This window comes from Leisingera sp. S2M4, assembly GCF_055398055.1.
In genome coordinates this window covers 150,162-165,218 of the sequence record NZ_AP040863.1, presented here as the reverse complement: position 1 = coordinate 165,218, position 15,057 = coordinate 150,162, and the positions used below count along the sequence as shown (strand labels likewise).

Annotated in this window: 13 protein-coding genes; 3 read left to right on the top strand and 10 right to left on the bottom strand. The window is 65.0% G+C overall.

Annotated elements, in window-relative coordinates:
• From ACZ52D_RS19660 to ACZ52D_RS19650, 3 genes are read right to left on the bottom strand one after another with little or no spacing between them, the layout of a single operon-like run.
• A complete protein-coding gene (locus tag ACZ52D_RS19660) occupies positions 1-1,044 on the bottom strand; it encodes an ABC transporter ATP-binding protein (protein ID WP_464443619.1) in 1,044 nt (347 codons plus the stop codon).
• The gene (locus ACZ52D_RS19655) at positions 1,032-2,738 is read right to left on the bottom strand and encodes an ABC transporter permease (RefSeq protein WP_464443618.1); all 1,707 of its coding nucleotides are present in this window, start codon (positions 2,736-2,738) and stop codon (positions 1,032-1,034) included. Before ACZ52D_RS19655 ends, ACZ52D_RS19660 begins: the two co-directional genes overlap by 13 nt.
• Positions 2,735-3,703 (bottom strand): ABC transporter substrate-binding protein, encoded by a 969-nt coding sequence (locus ACZ52D_RS19650; protein WP_464443617.1) that lies wholly within the window; start codon positions 3,701-3,703, stop codon positions 2,735-2,737. The genes ACZ52D_RS19655 and ACZ52D_RS19650 overlap by 4 nt, the downstream gene beginning before the upstream one ends.
• Before the next feature lie 165 nt (positions 3,704-3,868).
• Between ACZ52D_RS19650 and ACZ52D_RS19645 the strand changes: the two genes are divergently transcribed.
• Positions 3,869-4,681, top strand: coding sequence for a DeoR/GlpR family DNA-binding transcription regulator (locus ACZ52D_RS19645; protein ID WP_464443616.1), 813 nt, complete (start codon positions 3,869-3,871; stop codon positions 4,679-4,681).
• 226 nt (positions 4,682-4,907) lie between these two features.
• Here the strand turns inward: ACZ52D_RS19645 and ACZ52D_RS19640 are convergent, their stop codons facing one another.
• The 7 genes from ACZ52D_RS19640 to ACZ52D_RS19610 form a co-directional block, all read right to left on the bottom strand.
• The gene (locus ACZ52D_RS19640) at positions 4,908-6,389 is read right to left on the bottom strand and encodes a sodium:solute symporter family protein (protein WP_464443615.1); all 1,482 of its coding nucleotides are present in this window, start codon (positions 6,387-6,389) and stop codon (positions 4,908-4,910) included.
• Positions 6,386-6,571, bottom strand: coding sequence for a hypothetical protein (locus tag ACZ52D_RS19635; RefSeq protein WP_222455983.1), 186 nt, complete (start codon positions 6,569-6,571; stop codon positions 6,386-6,388). The genes ACZ52D_RS19640 and ACZ52D_RS19635 overlap by 4 nt, the downstream gene beginning before the upstream one ends.
• Positions 6,572-6,687: 116 nt before the next feature.
• Positions 6,688-7,311, bottom strand: coding sequence for an isochorismatase family protein (locus ACZ52D_RS19630; RefSeq protein WP_222455984.1), 624 nt, complete (start codon positions 7,309-7,311; stop codon positions 6,688-6,690).
• A 21-nt stretch (positions 7,312-7,332) separates the two neighbouring features.
• Positions 7,333-8,364 (bottom strand): M29 family metallopeptidase, encoded by a 1,032-nt coding sequence (locus ACZ52D_RS19625; protein WP_464443614.1) that lies wholly within the window; start codon positions 8,362-8,364, stop codon positions 7,333-7,335.
• Between the two features lie 26 nt (positions 8,365-8,390).
• Positions 8,391-9,173 carry an alpha/beta fold hydrolase gene (locus tag ACZ52D_RS19620; RefSeq protein WP_464443613.1) on the bottom strand — a complete coding sequence of 261 codons (783 nt, stop codon included), beginning with the start codon at positions 9,171-9,173 and terminating at the stop codon, positions 8,391-8,393.
• Between the two features lie 11 nt (positions 9,174-9,184).
• Positions 9,185-9,934, bottom strand: coding sequence for a maleate isomerase (gene ndpH / locus ACZ52D_RS19615; RefSeq protein ID WP_464443612.1), 750 nt, complete (start codon positions 9,932-9,934; stop codon positions 9,185-9,187).
• A gap of 314 nt (positions 9,935-10,248) precedes the next feature.
• Entirely contained in the window at positions 10,249-10,713 is a 465-nt protein-coding gene (locus ACZ52D_RS19610; protein WP_464443611.1) for a MarR family winged helix-turn-helix transcriptional regulator, read from the bottom strand.
• Between the two features lie 286 nt (positions 10,714-10,999).
• Between ACZ52D_RS19610 and ACZ52D_RS19605 the strand changes: the two genes are divergently transcribed.
• On the top strand, positions 11,000-11,542 hold the full coding sequence (locus ACZ52D_RS19605; RefSeq protein WP_464443610.1) for a (2Fe-2S)-binding protein: 543 nt from the start codon (positions 11,000-11,002) through the stop codon (positions 11,540-11,542).
• Positions 11,539-14,955, top strand: a complete 3,417-nt coding sequence (locus ACZ52D_RS19600) for a molybdopterin cofactor-binding domain-containing protein (protein WP_464443609.1) — start codon at positions 11,539-11,541, stop codon at positions 14,953-14,955. The genes ACZ52D_RS19605 and ACZ52D_RS19600 overlap by 4 nt, the downstream gene beginning before the upstream one ends.
• The last annotated feature ends 102 nt before the right edge of the window (positions 14,956-15,057 follow it).

The window sequence follows — 15,057 nt, the reverse complement described above, 5'->3', positions numbered from 1 at the left end:
TCAGGCGGCGGCGAAGGCCCAGGGCGGCGTCAGGGTCAGCCCGATCTGGCTGCCGGGGGCGTAGCGGGTCAGGCTCTGGGCGACCAGCGCGTCGCCGGTGGCAGCGACCAGGTCCAGCCGGTAGCGACCGCCGAGATAGGTTGCGCGGGCGACCTGGGCGCGGATGTCTCCGGTTTCCGCAATGGCGAGGTTTTCCGGCCTGAGACAGGCCAGTGTCGGGCTGGGGCTGTCGGTTTTTACCGGCAGGCGGGTGCCCAGCAGGCTGGCCTCGCAGCTGGTGCCGCTGTGCTGGGGGCCGGACAGCGGCACCACGGTGCCATCGCCGATGAACTCGGCCACAAAGCGGCTGCGGGGACGGGCATAGAGCGCCTCTGGCGTGTCGAGCTGCACGATCCGGCCCTCGTTCATCACCGCGATGCGGTCGGCCATCGCCATTGCCTCGGCTTGGTCGTGGGTGACATAGACCATCGTCGCGCCGGTGCGCTGGTGGAAGTCGCAGAACACTTCCTGCATCGAGGCGCGCAGGGCGACGTCGAGATTGGCCAGCGGCTCATCCAGCAGCACGGCGGTCGGGTCCGAGACCAGGCAGCGCGCCAGCGCCACCCGCTGCCGCTGGCCGCCCGACAGATCCGAGGGCATGCGGTCGGCGTAAGGCTGCAGCGCGGTGGCGGCCAGCGCGGCGTCGATGCGGGCTTCGCGCTCGGCTCTTGGCAGTTTGCGGATCTCCAGCGGGTAGCCGACGTTGCGGCGCACGGTCATATGCGGCCACAGGGCGTAGGACTGGAACACGAAGCCGATGTTGCGGTCCTCCGGTGCGGCGTGGCGATCGGTGGCGGCATTGGCCACCTCCTGCGCGCCGATGTGGATGCTGCCTTCGCTTGGTTGCTCGAAGCCGGCGAGCAGCCGCAGCAGGGTGGACTTGCCGCAGCCGGAAGGGCCGAGAAGGGCGAGGAACTCGCCGTTTTCCACCGTGGTGGAGACGGATTGCAGCGCAGCAGTCTTGCCGAAATGCTTGGCAAGACCGGTGAGGGTCAGCTCTGCCATGGGACAACTCCTTTGGGCAGGTGGCGGGAGGTCAGCTGGATCACCGCCATCAGGAACATGACGACCAGCACGATGGTCATGGCCACGGCCGAGGCCATCACCGTCTCGCCGCTGTCGTCGAGGTTGAAGATCACCACGCCCAGCGTCTCGGTGCCCGAGGACCACAGGAGCGCCGAGACGGTGAGCTCGTTGAAGGCGGTAAGGAACACCAGGATCGCGCCGGCCGCGGCGGCAGGGGCCGAGAGCGGCAGGATGATGTCGCGCAGCCGCCGCCACAATGGTGCGCCGACGGCGCGGGCGGCCTCGTCCATGGCGGGATCGAGCTGGCGCAGGCTCGACTGCACGGGGCGGAACATCACCGCAAGGAAACGCGCAAGATAGGCGAGGAAGATGATCCAGATCGTGCCGTAGAGCGTGGCCTCCGTGAACGGCAGGTTGATCATCAGGAGGATCATCGCGATCGCCAGCACCACGCCGGGCAGCGCATAGGGCAGGTCCAGCAGGCTGTCGAACAGCTGCCCCGCGCGGGTCTTGTGTCGCTCCATCAGCCAGGCCAGCGGCAGGCACAGGGCCATCAGCAGCGCCGCCGCCCCGGCCGACAGCAGGAAGGAGTTCACGAAGGCGCGTCGGGTGGCAGGCTGGCGGAACAGCGCCTCGTGCCAGCCGTCCAGCGACAGGGTGTCGAGCCGCAGGGGCACGCCGTAGGCCGGCACCAGGGAGGTCGCCAGCAGGCCGGCCATCGGCAGCACCAGGATCGCGGCGATCACCAGCCACAGCGCGATCTCGACTGGCAGCCGGGCGCGGCCCAAGGGGATCATCAGCGGGCGGCCACCGGAGCCGGTCAGGTGCAACCGCTGGCGGCGCTGGAAGAAGCGCTGCAGCAGGATGCCCGCGATGGCGACGGCGCCGATCAGCATGGCCAGCACCGCAACCTCGGCCAGCACCGCGGTGCCAAGTCCCGCCAGCCGCTGGTAGATCAGCGTCGGCAGGGTGGCATAGCCTGCCGGAATGCCCAGCATCGCCGGGATGCCGAAATTGCCGAGCGCGGTGACAAAGGTGATCGCGATGCCGCCCAGCAAGCTGGGCAGGGTCAGCGGCAGCACCACCTGCCACCAGATCCGCAGCCCGCGGGCGCCGGAAATCCGCGCGGCCTCAACCGCGTCCTGCGGGATCGCGCGCAGCCCGGCGCGCAGGGTCAGAAAGATGATGGAGGTATGCTGGATGCCGAGCAGGAGGATAATGCCGCCGGGGGAATACAGGGGCTGCGGCGCGCCGAGCGGCGGTGCGAGGCCAAGGGTCTTGAGAAACACCGACGACGGGCCCATCACCTGGGTCCAGGACAGGGCGGTGATCTGCGGCGGGATCATCATCGGGATCATCAGGCAGAACACCAGCGCCGCCTTGCGCCGCAGGTCGGTGAGCGCCACCAGGAAGGCAAAGACGCCGCCGATCAGCACGGAAATCAAGGTTCCCAGCCCCGCTGTCACCAGCGAATGCCACAGCGCCGAGCGGGTGGCGGGCTTGGCCAGAACCTCGGCCAGAAATCCGGGATTGAGGCCGCCGCCAGCGGTCAGCCCCTCGTGGAACAGCCGGGCGACCGGCGCCAGGGTGACCAGGATGGCCAGCCCCAGAACCAGCGTCAGCAGCCGACCCTCGGACCGGCTGCTGCTGGGATATGCGATCGCGCGTGTCATTCGGCGCCGAAGAGCTCTGCGAATTTCGCCTTGTTCGCGTCGGCGTCCTGCAGCGCCTGGGCCGGGTCAAAGGCCATCAGCTTGATCTCTTCGCGGGCCGGGAAGCCCTCGGGCACGCCCATGCCGTTGCGGGCCGGGATGTAACCCATGTCCAGCACCAGCTGCTGGCCCTGCTGCGACAGCACGAAGTCGACGAACTTCTGCGCCGCATCGACGTTCTTGGCGGTCTCGAGGATCGCCACCGGTTCTGTGACGTAGGAGACGCCCTCTTCAGGGAAGACGAATTCAACCGGCGAGCCGTCAGCCTTGTTGCGGATGGCGAGGAAGTCGACGACCACGCCATAGGGCTTCTCGCCGGAGGCGACCGCCTTGAAGGTGCCACCGTTGCCGCCCTGGGCGCGGGCCTCGTTGGCGGCGAGATCCCCGTAGTAGTCCCAGCCCAGCTTGTCGTCGCCGGTCAGGGTCGCGAGGTGGATCAGTGCTGCGCCGGAGTAGAGCGGCGAGGGCATCGCCAGCTGGCCCTTCAGCGACGGATCGGCCAGATCGCCCCAGGAGGTCGGCTGGCTGGCGGCGCCGGTGTTGTAGACGATGCCGGTGGTGATCAGCTTGGTCGAGTGATAGTAGCCATCGGCGCTGTAGAGCGCCGGGTCATAGGCCTGTGCCTCGGGCGACTGGTAGGCCTTGAGGTGGCCGGCCTGCGCCATGCCTTCCAGTGTCACGGTGTCTGCGATCAGCAGCACGTCGGGCTGCGGGTTGCCGGCCTCGATCTCGGCGGTGAGCCGGGCCATCAGCTTGGTGGTGCCGTCGCGCACCCAGTCGACCTCAATGCCCGGGTGGGCGGCCATGAAGGCGTCGACGGTCTTTTGCGCGTCGGCGTTGGGCTGCGAGGTATAAAGAGTCAAAGTGCCGGCCAGGGGCGCCGTAGCGACCAGAGCCAGCGTGGCGGCAGACAGAAGGGTTTTCATCGGAAATCTCCGGTTTTGGCTTTCGTACGAAAGTGTGCGTGCCGCCGTTATTCCCCGAGTCTGAAAAGGTTTTGTGACAGTTTCCCAACAATATTATTATCTTGCCCGCATGGACTACGGCCTGCTACCCGAGGGGGCGGCAAGGCTATTTTCAAAGGAAAGCGGATGCGTAAGGAGGACATGACCCGGCGACGCGATGCCATCATCGCGCTGTTGTGCGAGGCGGAAGAACTGTCCGCAGCCGCGCTTGCGGCGCGGTTGGGCGTTTCGGTGCAGACGATCCGCAGTGATCTGCGTCAGTTGGATGAGGCTGCATTGGTGCAGCGGCGCAACGGGGGGGTGCGGCTGCGCCAGCCCTCGGAAAATATCGGGTATGCGCCCAGGGCCAGCTTGGCACGGGCAGAAAAGCAGCAGATCGCCATGGCGGTGCGCGACCTTGTCCCCAATGGTGCCCGGATCGCGCTTGGCACCGGCACCACGGTGGAGACCTGTGCGCGCATGCTGGCGGCCAGCCGTGCAGATTTGTTCATCGCCACCAACAGCATACATGCCGCCATCGCCTTGCAGTCAGCGGAGGGGGCTGAAGTGGTGCTTTCCGGTGGCACGCTGCGTCTTCGTGATCTTGACGTGATCGGCGCGGCATCGGTGACGTTCTTCAGCAGCTTCCTCGTTGACCTCGCGGTCTTCAGTTGTGGAGGGCTATCACCCTGCGGTGCGGTTCTGGACTACAACACTGAGGAAGTCGCGGCCCGCTCAGCCATCGCCGCCTGTGCGCGGCGCACGGTCTTGGTCATGGATGCCAGCAAGCTCGGCAAGGCATTGCCGTGTCGCAAAGGCATGGTGTGGGAGTATGACGTTGTCGTGACCGGGGCGGACCTGCCTGAAGACGTTCAGCAGCAGTGCCGGGCATTGGGATGCGAAGTGATCCGCGTGGGACCAGACCGAGCGGCAACAAACAGCGATGCGGAGCATGCATGATTGCTTGGTTGGAATGAGGTCTATTCCTCGTTGACTTTTGGAGAGTGCGTGCCATCAGGCCTCTCCATCGTAGAATTACAATTATGTTAAATGATGTAGCGACAGCCCAGCGGTTATGCGGCTCACTGTCTCAGAAGCGTTAGGAAGATTTCCCTTTCCCTGATGCGAAGCATCCCCGGCACCAATGATGCCGGGGATGCAGATCGACTTTGACGAACGGCTTGGCTCAACCAGCCTTCACCGGTGCTGCCGGAACGGCGGTCGACCTTGACGAAACAAAGCCTTCGGTCACCTCGTCAGTGGGTCGGCTCAGAAGGCTGACACCGACGAACAGCAGCGTCGACACCGGCAGGCCCAGAATGCCCGCGTTGTAGCCGAACAGCTTGTTGCCGGTCAGATACATTGCGATCACGAACAGCCCGCCACCCGCAATCGAGACCAGCGCACCGGCGGCCGTGCCGCGCTTCCAGAAGAAGGCGCCGACAATGGCGGGTACGGTCACCACCAGCCCGGCCGAGGCGGCAACCGACAGGATCGAGATCAGGCTCAGCTCCAGCGCGGCGAAGCCAAGGGCGAGAACGGAGATCACCGGGATCACCAGCTTGCCGATCCACAGCTGGCGGTGATCGGACTGGTCGCCGCTGACATTGCCGTAAACATCGCGCGCCAGCATCGATGACAGCGTCAGCAGGATTGAATCGATGGTGGACACGGCCGCGGCCAGAATACCGACCATCACGATCACTCCCAGTACCGGCGGCACGAAATCAGAGGCCAGCAGCACTGAGGTCGCGAGATCCGCGCGCTCCAGTTCCGGGAAGGCGACGAAGGCCGAGAACCCCCAGATCACAGACACCAGCGTGTAGATCAGGCCAAAACACAGGAAGATCAGCAGCATCCGGCGCAGAGCGGCCTTGGATTCCGGCATGAACAGGCGCTGGCTGACCTGTGGGTTTGAGATCGAGAAGAAGAACCACGGAATGGTCAGCCCGATGAAGGTTTGCAGGCTGAACAATCCCGGTCCCGGCACCGTCAGCATCTCGGGTTTGCGTTCGGCGACGGTTTCAAACATGCCGGTGAAGCCGCCCAGCTCGCTGACGACCAGAATGGCCACGATGGAGGAGGCAACGATCATCACCAGCGCCTGCAGGCTGTCGGTCCACATGACCGAACGGATGCCCGCCACGTAGGAGAAGAAGATCGCCAGCGCGGTTGCAATCAGCAGCCCGGTGCCAAAGGAAATCGCGCCGTCCGACATGCCGGACACCAGATAGCCCACGCCAGAGAGCTGCACTGCGGAATACGGGATCAGGAAGATGCAGCTGACGATCGCCGCCGCGATTGCAACCCAGCGGCTGCCGTAGCGCGCGCCCAGCATCTCCGACGGGGTGACGAACCCGTATTTCTTGCCCGCCGCCCAGAAGCGGGGGCCGAAAATGGCGACCAGCGACACGCCGGCGAAATAGACGATCTCGAACCCCAGCGCGCCGACGCCGCCCTTGTAGGTGAGCCCGGCCAGCCCGACCATCATGAAGGCGGAATAGGTGGTGGCCGAATAGCTGAGTGCCGAGACCACGCCGCCCATGCTGCGGCCGCCGAGGAAGTAATCCGACATTGTGGTGGATTTGCCCGCCCGCGACAGGATAGCGACGATGATGGAGATCACCACATAGGCGGCGATGCCGTACCAGATGAAAGACTGGCTCATTCCTCGTCCTCCGTGAAAGAGGCGGTGGCCAGCGCGTTCAGCACGATGATGGCCACCCCCGCAAGGGTCCAGAAAAGAAAGGCACCGGTCCAGCTCGGCGTGTCGCCAAGCAGGCCGTAAGGCACGGCGTAACAGGCCAGAATGACCAGCCCCACCAGCCACAGGGATACTGTACGTAGCATTGTTCTGCGCTCCCGTTGGATCGTTGAGTTATGTTAGAGGATGCTTTGCTGCACCGCTTGTTGTTTAAGTCTGCCGCATCCGGCCTGCGGGCGCTGACGCCCGCAGATGACACGGCTCAGGCCAGGCTGTCGAGCCAGTCCTCGATATCGGCGGCGTCGGTGACGTCCGCGTATTTCTGGTTCATGTCGTAAAGGTTCGCGTCATGTGGTGCTTGCGCCCTGTCTGCGCAGCAGTCCCGCGGTACCAGAACGTTGAAGCCGGATTGCACCGCATCGACCACGGTGGCGCGCACACAGCCAGAAGTGGTGGCGCCGGTGACGATCACCGTATCCACCCCTGCTCCGGTTAGTAGGCCCGCCAGATTGGTGCCGTGAAAAGCAGAAGCGCCGTGTTTGACAATCACCGGATCTGCCGCCGCGATACCCGTGGCGGCGTCGATTTCCACCAGGCGGCTGCCCGCGGCAAGGGCCGCCATTCCGGCGGCCTTTTTCAGCCAGGGCAGCGCTTCACGCTCCCAAGGCTGAAAGGCGATGGTGGTATAGATCACCGGCAGACCCATGGCGCGCGCCTTGTCCGTCAGCCGTCGGGTCGCGGCAATCTGCGCGGACATGTCAGCGGCGGTCGGGTATTGCGTGTCGGTGAACCCGTAGGAGAAATCCACCACCACGATGGCGGGCCGGGTGCCGCGCGGCACCGGCTGGCCAAAGCCCGCATCCGAATAGACCTGTTCCTGAGACATGCTGCCCCCTCCCCCGCGGCCTCAGCCGCGCTCCATCTGCATTTCCTTCACCACCAGATCGCCGTCGATCACGATCGGCTCGTCATCCAGGAACAGCGAACAGCCGCGCATCGGGATGTCGAGGTGGCAGGCGGTGTCGTTCGGTCCGCCCAGCTCGTTGTTGGGGCCGGTCGAGAACATCACGTTGCCGTAAAAGCTGCGCGGCTCCATCCCCATGCCGCCGGGGAATTCGCCCGGGGTCATACCGTGCCATTTGGCATTGGGGTTCATGCCCCATCCGACATGACTCATCCCCATGCCGCGCGGATCATTGAAGGCCTGCATGTAGGATTTCACCAGTTCCGCATCCAGCCCGCCGCGGATGTCGGTGATCCAGCCTTTCTCGATGGTGTAGGTGATCGGGTCGCGCACATACATGTTCTGCGGCAGCAGCACGTCGCCCGGCGCCACCACGATGGTGCCGTCCACGCCGTCATCGTCGCCGCCGGTAAAGACAAAGCCCGAGGGCCAGTGGTCCCAGCGGCCCGGCGTGTCGGTGCAGGCATATTCGGCCACGGTCTCATAGGTGTTGAGCTTGTAGGTCACGTCGGTGCCATGCGGCGAGGTGATCCGCATCACCTTGGCGCGCGACAGGTAGTCCGCACCGATCTCAACCTTCTCGCGCAGTTCCTGGCTTGGCAGCATCCGCGCCAGCAGCTCCGGCGGCTCCACCGCAGTCAGCACGCGGGTTCCGGCCGCCTGGATCGCCATCTGCTCGGGGCTGAACAGCAGGAAGATGCAGTCGATCAGCATGTCGCAATTCTTCAGCGCCTCCACCGCATCGGGCATGGCTGCCAAACCGGTCTCGCCCACCGCCCAGGCCCCGGCGACCGGCGGCGCGGGCAGGCGCATGTGGTACATGTTAGCGCCGAGGATCCGGCCTGCCGCTATGAAGGCATCGGCATAATCCAGACGCTCGTTGCCCTGTGTCAGCACGACCAGGCGCTCGTCCTTCTGCACGCCGGACATTTTCAGCTGATGTACGCAGATTTCGGTAAAGCTCTGATGGTCCATCACGTTTCTCCCTGAAGTCGTGTTTGTTATGCGTTGAAGTCGAGAACGGCGGCGAGGAACCCTTCGAGGTCGTCCCAAGGGATCATGTGGCCTGCGCCGGGTACGATGCGCTGTTCGATCTTCGGGTTCAGCTCTGCCACCTCGGCCTGGTCATCTGCATCCACAACCGTCGCGCCCCCGGCGATCACCAGCCGTGCGGGCTTGCCGATCTTGGGGATGTCCTGGTGGATGTCGTCGGTGTGGAAGCCGTCAAAGGCGGTGCGGATCGCGCCCCAGTGACAGGTGTGCAGCCATTCGGCGCGCAAGGCCAGTTGCTCCTCGGTCCAGGTCGGGCAATAGGCGCGCATATCCTCCGCCGAGCAGCCCTGTGCCGCCATCACGATGCTGTCGCCATACCACGGCCATTTCGACGGGTAGGCGCGGCGCATCGGGCCGCTCATCGGCGGGTCGACCAGGATATACCCGGCAAAAGGCGTCGCATCGCGGGCGTTGGCGCGGATCGCGATCCGAGCGCCCATCGAATGGCCCATGACCACGGGGTTGTTCATCTGCCGCGCCAGCGCGATTGCGTCATCGGCCAGCGCATCCAGCGTGTAGTCGAGGTCTCCGGTTTCCGACAGCCCACGCCCGCGCACGTCCAGCACGTGAACGTCGAACCGTTCTGCCAGCCGCTCGGCGACAAAGCCCCAGGTGATCGCGGGGGAAGTAATGCCCGGAATGACGAGGAGTTCCGGCGCGCCCTCGGGGCCCGCATAGCGGATCAGGTGCTGGCGGATGCCATTTGCGTGGACGTTGTATCCGAGTGCCATGTGCGCCTCCCTCAATACGCGCCGGACAGCAGGGTGCCGCCGCCGGGAACGCGGGTGTCGAGCTCCAGCGCCTTCAGCATCTGCCATGTGGTGGCGATGGCCGCGGTCAGCACCGGCTTGCCCACCTGTGCCTCGACGGTGGAAACCGCCGGCAGCGAGGGCATCTGCACGCAGGCCGACAGCACCACGGCATCAACATCGGTGGTGTCCATTTCCGACACGATGCCGGGCAGGTTCATTGGGTCATGCGCCGCCACGGCGAGGTTGTCGGAAATCTCCAGTGCGCGCCACGTCACTACCTCGATGCCCTCGTTGCGGATGTATTCCACCACCATTTCGGTCAGTGGCTTCATATAGGGGGCGACCACCGCGATTTTCTTGGCGCCGATGGCCTGGATGCCTTCGACCAGCGCACCGGCAGAGGTCACCACCGGGGCCGCCGCCTCGTTCGACTTGGTCACGCCGTGCAGGCGTTCCTGCGACACGCGGTGATAGCCGTGGCCCATCGACATGATCGCCACCAGGCAGGCGTAGCCCATCACATCGACCTTGGCGTCCGACAGCTCCAGCGCACAGCGGTCGCTGTCGGCATCCATCTTTGCCAGCTCTTCCTTGGTCACATGCTTCATCCGCATCCGCGAGGAGTGGAAGGTGAACCGCTCCGGCGCGATGGCCTCCCGCGCCCGCAGCAGCGCCGGGATTTCGGTCTCCATCGTGATGTTGGAACTGGGGACGATCTGGCCGATCCGATAGGGTTTCATGTCCTGCACCTGTTTGTGTACGAATTATTTCATGTGTAGGATTTTGTTCGTACAGAAACAAGTTTAAAAAACGCACCTTTTGCAAACTTGCGTTATTTCAAGTGTTTAGATGCTATCTGGATGAAGAGAGGACGCGAAATACTCTTGAAAGCTACGCTGGCACATCTGATAATCAGACGCGCACTGTGTTCTAAGCCTGCCACGCGAATGCAGGCGCGAATCGCGACCGGGCTCAGGGTCGGACCCCGGCCGAATTGCCGAATCTCGCAGATGCTATTTGTGACTTCAGCCGCACGCCAGCCGTGCGCGGAGGGTCAGCAGAGCTTTGCCAGCAGCCGCAAGAACGTTTCGCTCTCGCGTTTGGTCAATGGCGCCAGTGTCGCTTCCGAGATGCCCATCACCACTGGCAGCGCCTCCTGAATGAGGGCGCGGCCTTTCTCAGTCGAGCGCAGCATGTAGCGGCGCTTGTCTTCAGTATCGCGTTCAGTGGTCACCAGCCCCTGGGCTTGCAGCCGCGAGACCACGCCCTTGGTGGTCGCCGCGTCCATTGCAACCAGACGACCCAGCGCGTTCTGCGAAATTGGGCCCGTCACCTGCACCAGGCGGAACAGCATCGAAAACTGGGTCGCTGTCAGCCCGCCGATCATCCGCTCCGTGAAAATCGTCTGGTGCCGCTGATAGGCCTTGCGCAGCAAGAAGCCCACCTGCTCGTCCAGCACGTATTCCGTCGCGGTCTGCGCTGTTTTACCGGAGGTCTCGTCGTGGTGGCGCGGCGGCATTTGCAGGCACTCCAATGTTATCTGTCTGCTTCACCGTTTACATGGCTGCGCCACGGAGGCAACCTTGCGACAAGGGTCTGGGCTTTGTTCGGAGAGATTTCTTCGCGTTTTCAGACTGTTTGCGTGCCCACATTTTAGACATTCCCTTAACGTGGCGGGCCAATGCCGGGAAAATGCAGTGGTCGACCATTGCGCTACGCCGAAAAACTTGTTTGTATACACCCAAAAATACCAAGGGCGCAGCGGTCCACAGGACATGCTGCACACGACAAGGGAGGCTCTCTGAATGGCGGAGACGGCAAAAACACTGCATCTGCAGGTCAATGGCACGGGGCACGACCTGTCGGTCGACCCGCACCGCACGCTGCTTGACATCCTGCGCAGCGAATTGGGCCTGAAGGGGCCGAAATACGGCTGCGGCATGGCCCAGTGCGGCGCCTGTATGGTTCTGGTGGACGATGCCCCGGCGCGGGCCTGCGTCATGCGCGCGGGGCAGGTCAGAGGTCGCGAAGTTACGACATTGGAGGGGCTCGCGGATCGTGAAACCGGCGCCCTGCACCCGGTTCAGGCGGGCTTCGTGGCTGAGGAAGGCGCGCAATGCGGCTACTGTCTGAACGGCATGGTGATGAGTGCAGTGGCGCTGCTGAGGCAGGAGCCGCAGCCGGATGCGGCGCGCATCCGGACAGCATTGACCCATAACCTTTGTCGCTGCGGTACCCATAAGGAAATCATCGCGTCGGTGCAGCACGCGGCGCGGCTGATGGCCGCCGCCAAGGCACAGCCCGCCACTGCGCCCGTACCCAAGACCGCAAAGGCGCACCCCGCATGACCGACCTCCCCTTTGGCAGCCTGTCGATCCACCGCGAGACGGAGGCCGGGCGCGAAATCTTCGTCACCTTCGACAGCAGTGGCGTGCTGACCGCCTTTAACGGGCACGTGGATCTGGGTACTGGCATCCAGACCGCCCTGGCTCAGATCGTCGCCGAAGAGGCCGGACTGCCGCTCAGCCGCGTGCAGGTCGTCCTCGGGGACACCAACCGCACCCCCGACCAGGGGCCGACCATCGCCTCGGAAACCATCCAGGTGACCGCTGTTCCCCTGCGCGCGGCTGCTGCCCAACTGCGCCAGGAGCTTACCCGGCGCGGTGCCCGGCGGCTGAACGCACCAAATGACGGTGTGGCGCTGAGCGAAGGCCGGATCCTCTGGAAGGACACCGCCGTCTCCTACGAGGCGTTGCTCGAAGGCCGTGCAGAGTCACTGCCGCTCGATCTGTCCATCCCGGTGAAATCGCCTGCGGATTATTCCATTGTCGGCCAGAAGACCCCGCGGCAGGATCTGCCTGCCAAGGTCACCGGCCAGCATACCTACATCCACGACGTTGATGTGCCCGGCATGATCCATGGCCATGTGATCCGCCCGCCCTATACCGGGCGCGACAGCGGCCCCTTCATCGGCACCAGCCTGATCGGCTGGGACGAGACCGCCGTGCAGCACATGCCCGGTTTCATTGCGGTGGTACGGCAGGGTGATTTTCTCGGCGTTGCTGCAGAGCGCGCCGATCAGGCGCAGGCCATCGCCGAGGCGCTGCCGGTGCAGTGGCGCCAGCCACCCGCCGCGCCAGACCTAAGCGACCTGCGACATGCGATCCGCAACCAGCCCTCGACCCCGCGCGCGCTGGACCGGACCGGCGATTTTGACCGCGGCATGGCCGAGTCGGAAACCACCCTGTCACGCACCTATGTCTGGCCCTATCATCTGCACGGCTCCATCGGGCCGTCTTGCGCGGTGGCCGACTGGAACGGCGGCGCGCCGGTGGTCTGGTCCGGTAGCCAGAACCCCCACATGCTGCGCGGCGACCTTGCGACGCTGACCGGCCTTGCGCCCGAAGACATCGAGATCCGGCGCTATCAGGCGGCGGGTTGTTACGGGCGCAACTGCGCCGATGACGTCTGTGGCGATGCACTGCTGATGGCGCGCGCTCTGGGCCGTCCGGTGCGGGTGCAGCTGACCCGGTCGCAGGAACACCTGTGGGAGCCGAAGGGCGCCGCCCAGCTGATGGACATTTCCGGCGGCCTGAAGGACGGGGCGCTGCACGCCTACAGCCTCGACACCTGGTATCCCTCGAACCGTGGGCCCAACCTTGCGCTGCTGCTGACCGGCGCCGTCTCGCCGGAACCGCGCCCCTCGGACATGGGTGACCGCACCACGGTGCCGCCCTACCGTATCCCGCACAAGCGCATCACCGTGCATGACATGGCGCCAATCGTGCGCGCCGCCTGGATGCGCGGCGTCTCAGCCCTGCCCAACACTTTCGCCCACGAAAGCTTCATCGACGAAATGGCGCATGAGGCAGGCACGGATCCGGTTGCCTTCCGCCTGCAGCACATTGACGATCCCCGCGCCGCCGAGCTGATCCGGCGCACCGCCGAGGCCGCAGGCTGGGACGCCCGCGAGAAACCCCGTCTGCGCCGTGAGGGGCGGATGGCCTATGGCACCGGCTTTGCCTATGCCACCTATGTCCACGGCCCCTTTCCCGGCACTGCGGCCGCGGCTGCAGCCTGGATTTGCGACGTTGCCGTCGACATGGAGACCGGCGAGGTTACCCTTACCCGCGTCTTTGTTGGTCAGGACCAGGGTCTGGTCATCAACCCAGACGGGGTGCGCCATCAGATTCATGGCAACGTCAACCAGACCGCAGGCCGGGTGCTGAAGGAAGAGGTCAGCTTTGACGAGATCACGGTGACGCCGCAAAGCTGGGCCACCTATCCGATCAGCACCTTCCCGGAGGTACCCGAGATCGAAACCACGCTGATGGAACGCCCGGATGAACCGGCACTGGGCGTGGGCGAGAGCGCCGCGGTGCCCTCTGCCGCCGCCATCGCCAACGCGATCTTCGACGCCACCGGCGTGCGCATGCGCGAGGCGCCCTTTACCCCGGAGCGGATGCGCGACGCGTTGGGGATTGCTCCGCACGATATGGGGACCTCCGCCTTGCCCGCCCCTGCCCCGGCGCGAAAACGGCGCAAACCGCGAATGCTGGCGATGGCTGCGGCCCTTGGCGGCGCGCTGACCGCGGGCGCGGTTGCCCTTCCGATGGCCCGCGCGATCCCCGCAGGGGCCGCCCCCGGCGCGGCCAGCTTCTCGGCAGAGCTGCTGGAGCGCGGTGCGCAGGTTTTTGCCGCCGGCAACTGCGCCACCTGCCACACTGCAGACGGCGGTCTGCCAAATGCCGGCGGCCGCCCGGTGGAAACGCCTTTTGGCACCATCTATACAACCAACCTGACCCCGGATTCGGACACCGGTCTTGGAGGGTGGAGCTTCACTGCCTTTGACCGCGCCATGCGCCAGGGGATCAGCCGCGACGGTCACAACCTCTACCCGGCCTTTCCCTATACATCCTTCGCCAAGATGAGCGGCGAGGACATGTACGCGCTCTATGGCTATCTGCAGACCCTGCCGCCGGTGCAGGCAGAGGCGCCTAGAGCGCAGATGGTCTTCCCGGCAAACCTTCGCGCCAGCAATGCGGTCTGGAATGCGCTCTTCCACCGCCCGGAGGCACTTGCCGCCGATCCCGCCCAGTCCGAAGAATGGAACCGCGGCCGCTACCTGGTAGAGAGCGTCGGCCATTGCAGCGCCTGCCACACGCCGCGCAACGCGCTGGGGGCAGAAAAGACCGGCCCGGCAGCGCTGTCCGGCGCGATGATCAAAGGATGGTTTGCACCGGCGCTGGCAGGAGAGGCCGCAGGCGCGCGCGGCTGGGACGCCGATAGTCTCTATAGCTATCTGCGCGAAGGCGTTGCGCCGGGGCGCGCCGCGGCGTCGGGACCGATGGCCGATGTGGTCGAAAGTCTCGATGGGGTGTCGGACGGTGATATCCGCGCCATGGCGATCTATCTGGCCTCCCAGGCCAGCGGCACCGCGGCACCCGCCCCAGCCCCGGTGCTGCCTGCCGCGCCGGACACCACTCACCGCCTGTTTGAAAGCGCCTGCGCTACCTGCCACGAACCGGCGCTGTCCGGTTCCGTGACGGCGGCGCATGTGTCGCTAGGCCAGTCCGCGGCGGTGCGCGCACCCTCGCCCGAAACGATGAAGACTGTAATCCGCGACGGGTTGACGGCACCGATGAGCCACGATCTGCGCGACATGCCGGCCTTCGGCGGCGAGCTGAGCGAAACACAGATCGAATCACTCACCTCCTATGTCCGCGCCCGTTATGCACCGGACCTGCCGCAGTGGGATTGACGCCCGTTGCAATCTTTGTATGTGTAAAAACAAATATTCCTTCCCCTTCAACCGCCCTGTTTCACACGAAAACAGGGCGGTTTGCATTGAAACCTGCATTTT

Excerpts from the sequence above, each read along its gene's own strand:
- ACZ52D_RS19660 (WP_464443619.1), bottom strand. The coding sequence starts at position 1,044 with ATGGCAGAGCTGACCCTCACCGGTCTTGCCAAGCATTTCGGCAAGACT.
- ACZ52D_RS19655 (WP_464443618.1), bottom strand. The coding sequence starts at position 2,738 with ATGACACGCGCGATCGCATATCCCAGCAGCAGCCGGTCCGAGGGTCGG.
- ACZ52D_RS19650 (WP_464443617.1), bottom strand. The coding sequence starts at position 3,703 with ATGAAAACCCTTCTGTCTGCCGCCACGCTGGCTCTGGTCGCTACGGCG.
- ACZ52D_RS19645 (WP_464443616.1), top strand. The coding sequence starts at position 3,869 with ATGCGTAAGGAGGACATGACCCGGCGACGCGATGCCATCATCGCGCTG.
- ACZ52D_RS19640 (WP_464443615.1), bottom strand. The coding sequence starts at position 6,389 with ATGAGCCAGTCTTTCATCTGGTACGGCATCGCCGCCTATGTGGTGATC.
- ACZ52D_RS19635 (WP_222455983.1), bottom strand. The coding sequence starts at position 6,571 with ATGCTACGTACAGTATCCCTGTGGCTGGTGGGGCTGGTCATTCTGGCC.
- ACZ52D_RS19630 (WP_222455984.1), bottom strand. The coding sequence starts at position 7,311 with ATGTCTCAGGAACAGGTCTATTCGGATGCGGGCTTTGGCCAGCCGGTG.
- ACZ52D_RS19625 (WP_464443614.1), bottom strand. The coding sequence starts at position 8,364 with ATGGACCATCAGAGCTTTACCGAAATCTGCGTACATCAGCTGAAAATG.
- ACZ52D_RS19620 (WP_464443613.1), bottom strand. The coding sequence starts at position 9,173 with ATGGCACTCGGATACAACGTCCACGCAAATGGCATCCGCCAGCACCTG.
- ndpH (WP_464443612.1), bottom strand. The coding sequence starts at position 9,934 with ATGAAACCCTATCGGATCGGCCAGATCGTCCCCAGTTCCAACATCACG.
- ACZ52D_RS19610 (WP_464443611.1), bottom strand. The coding sequence starts at position 10,713 with ATGCCGCCGCGCCACCACGACGAGACCTCCGGTAAAACAGCGCAGACC.
- ACZ52D_RS19605 (WP_464443610.1), top strand. The coding sequence starts at position 11,000 with ATGGCGGAGACGGCAAAAACACTGCATCTGCAGGTCAATGGCACGGGG.
- ACZ52D_RS19600 (WP_464443609.1), top strand. The coding sequence starts at position 11,539 with ATGACCGACCTCCCCTTTGGCAGCCTGTCGATCCACCGCGAGACGGAG.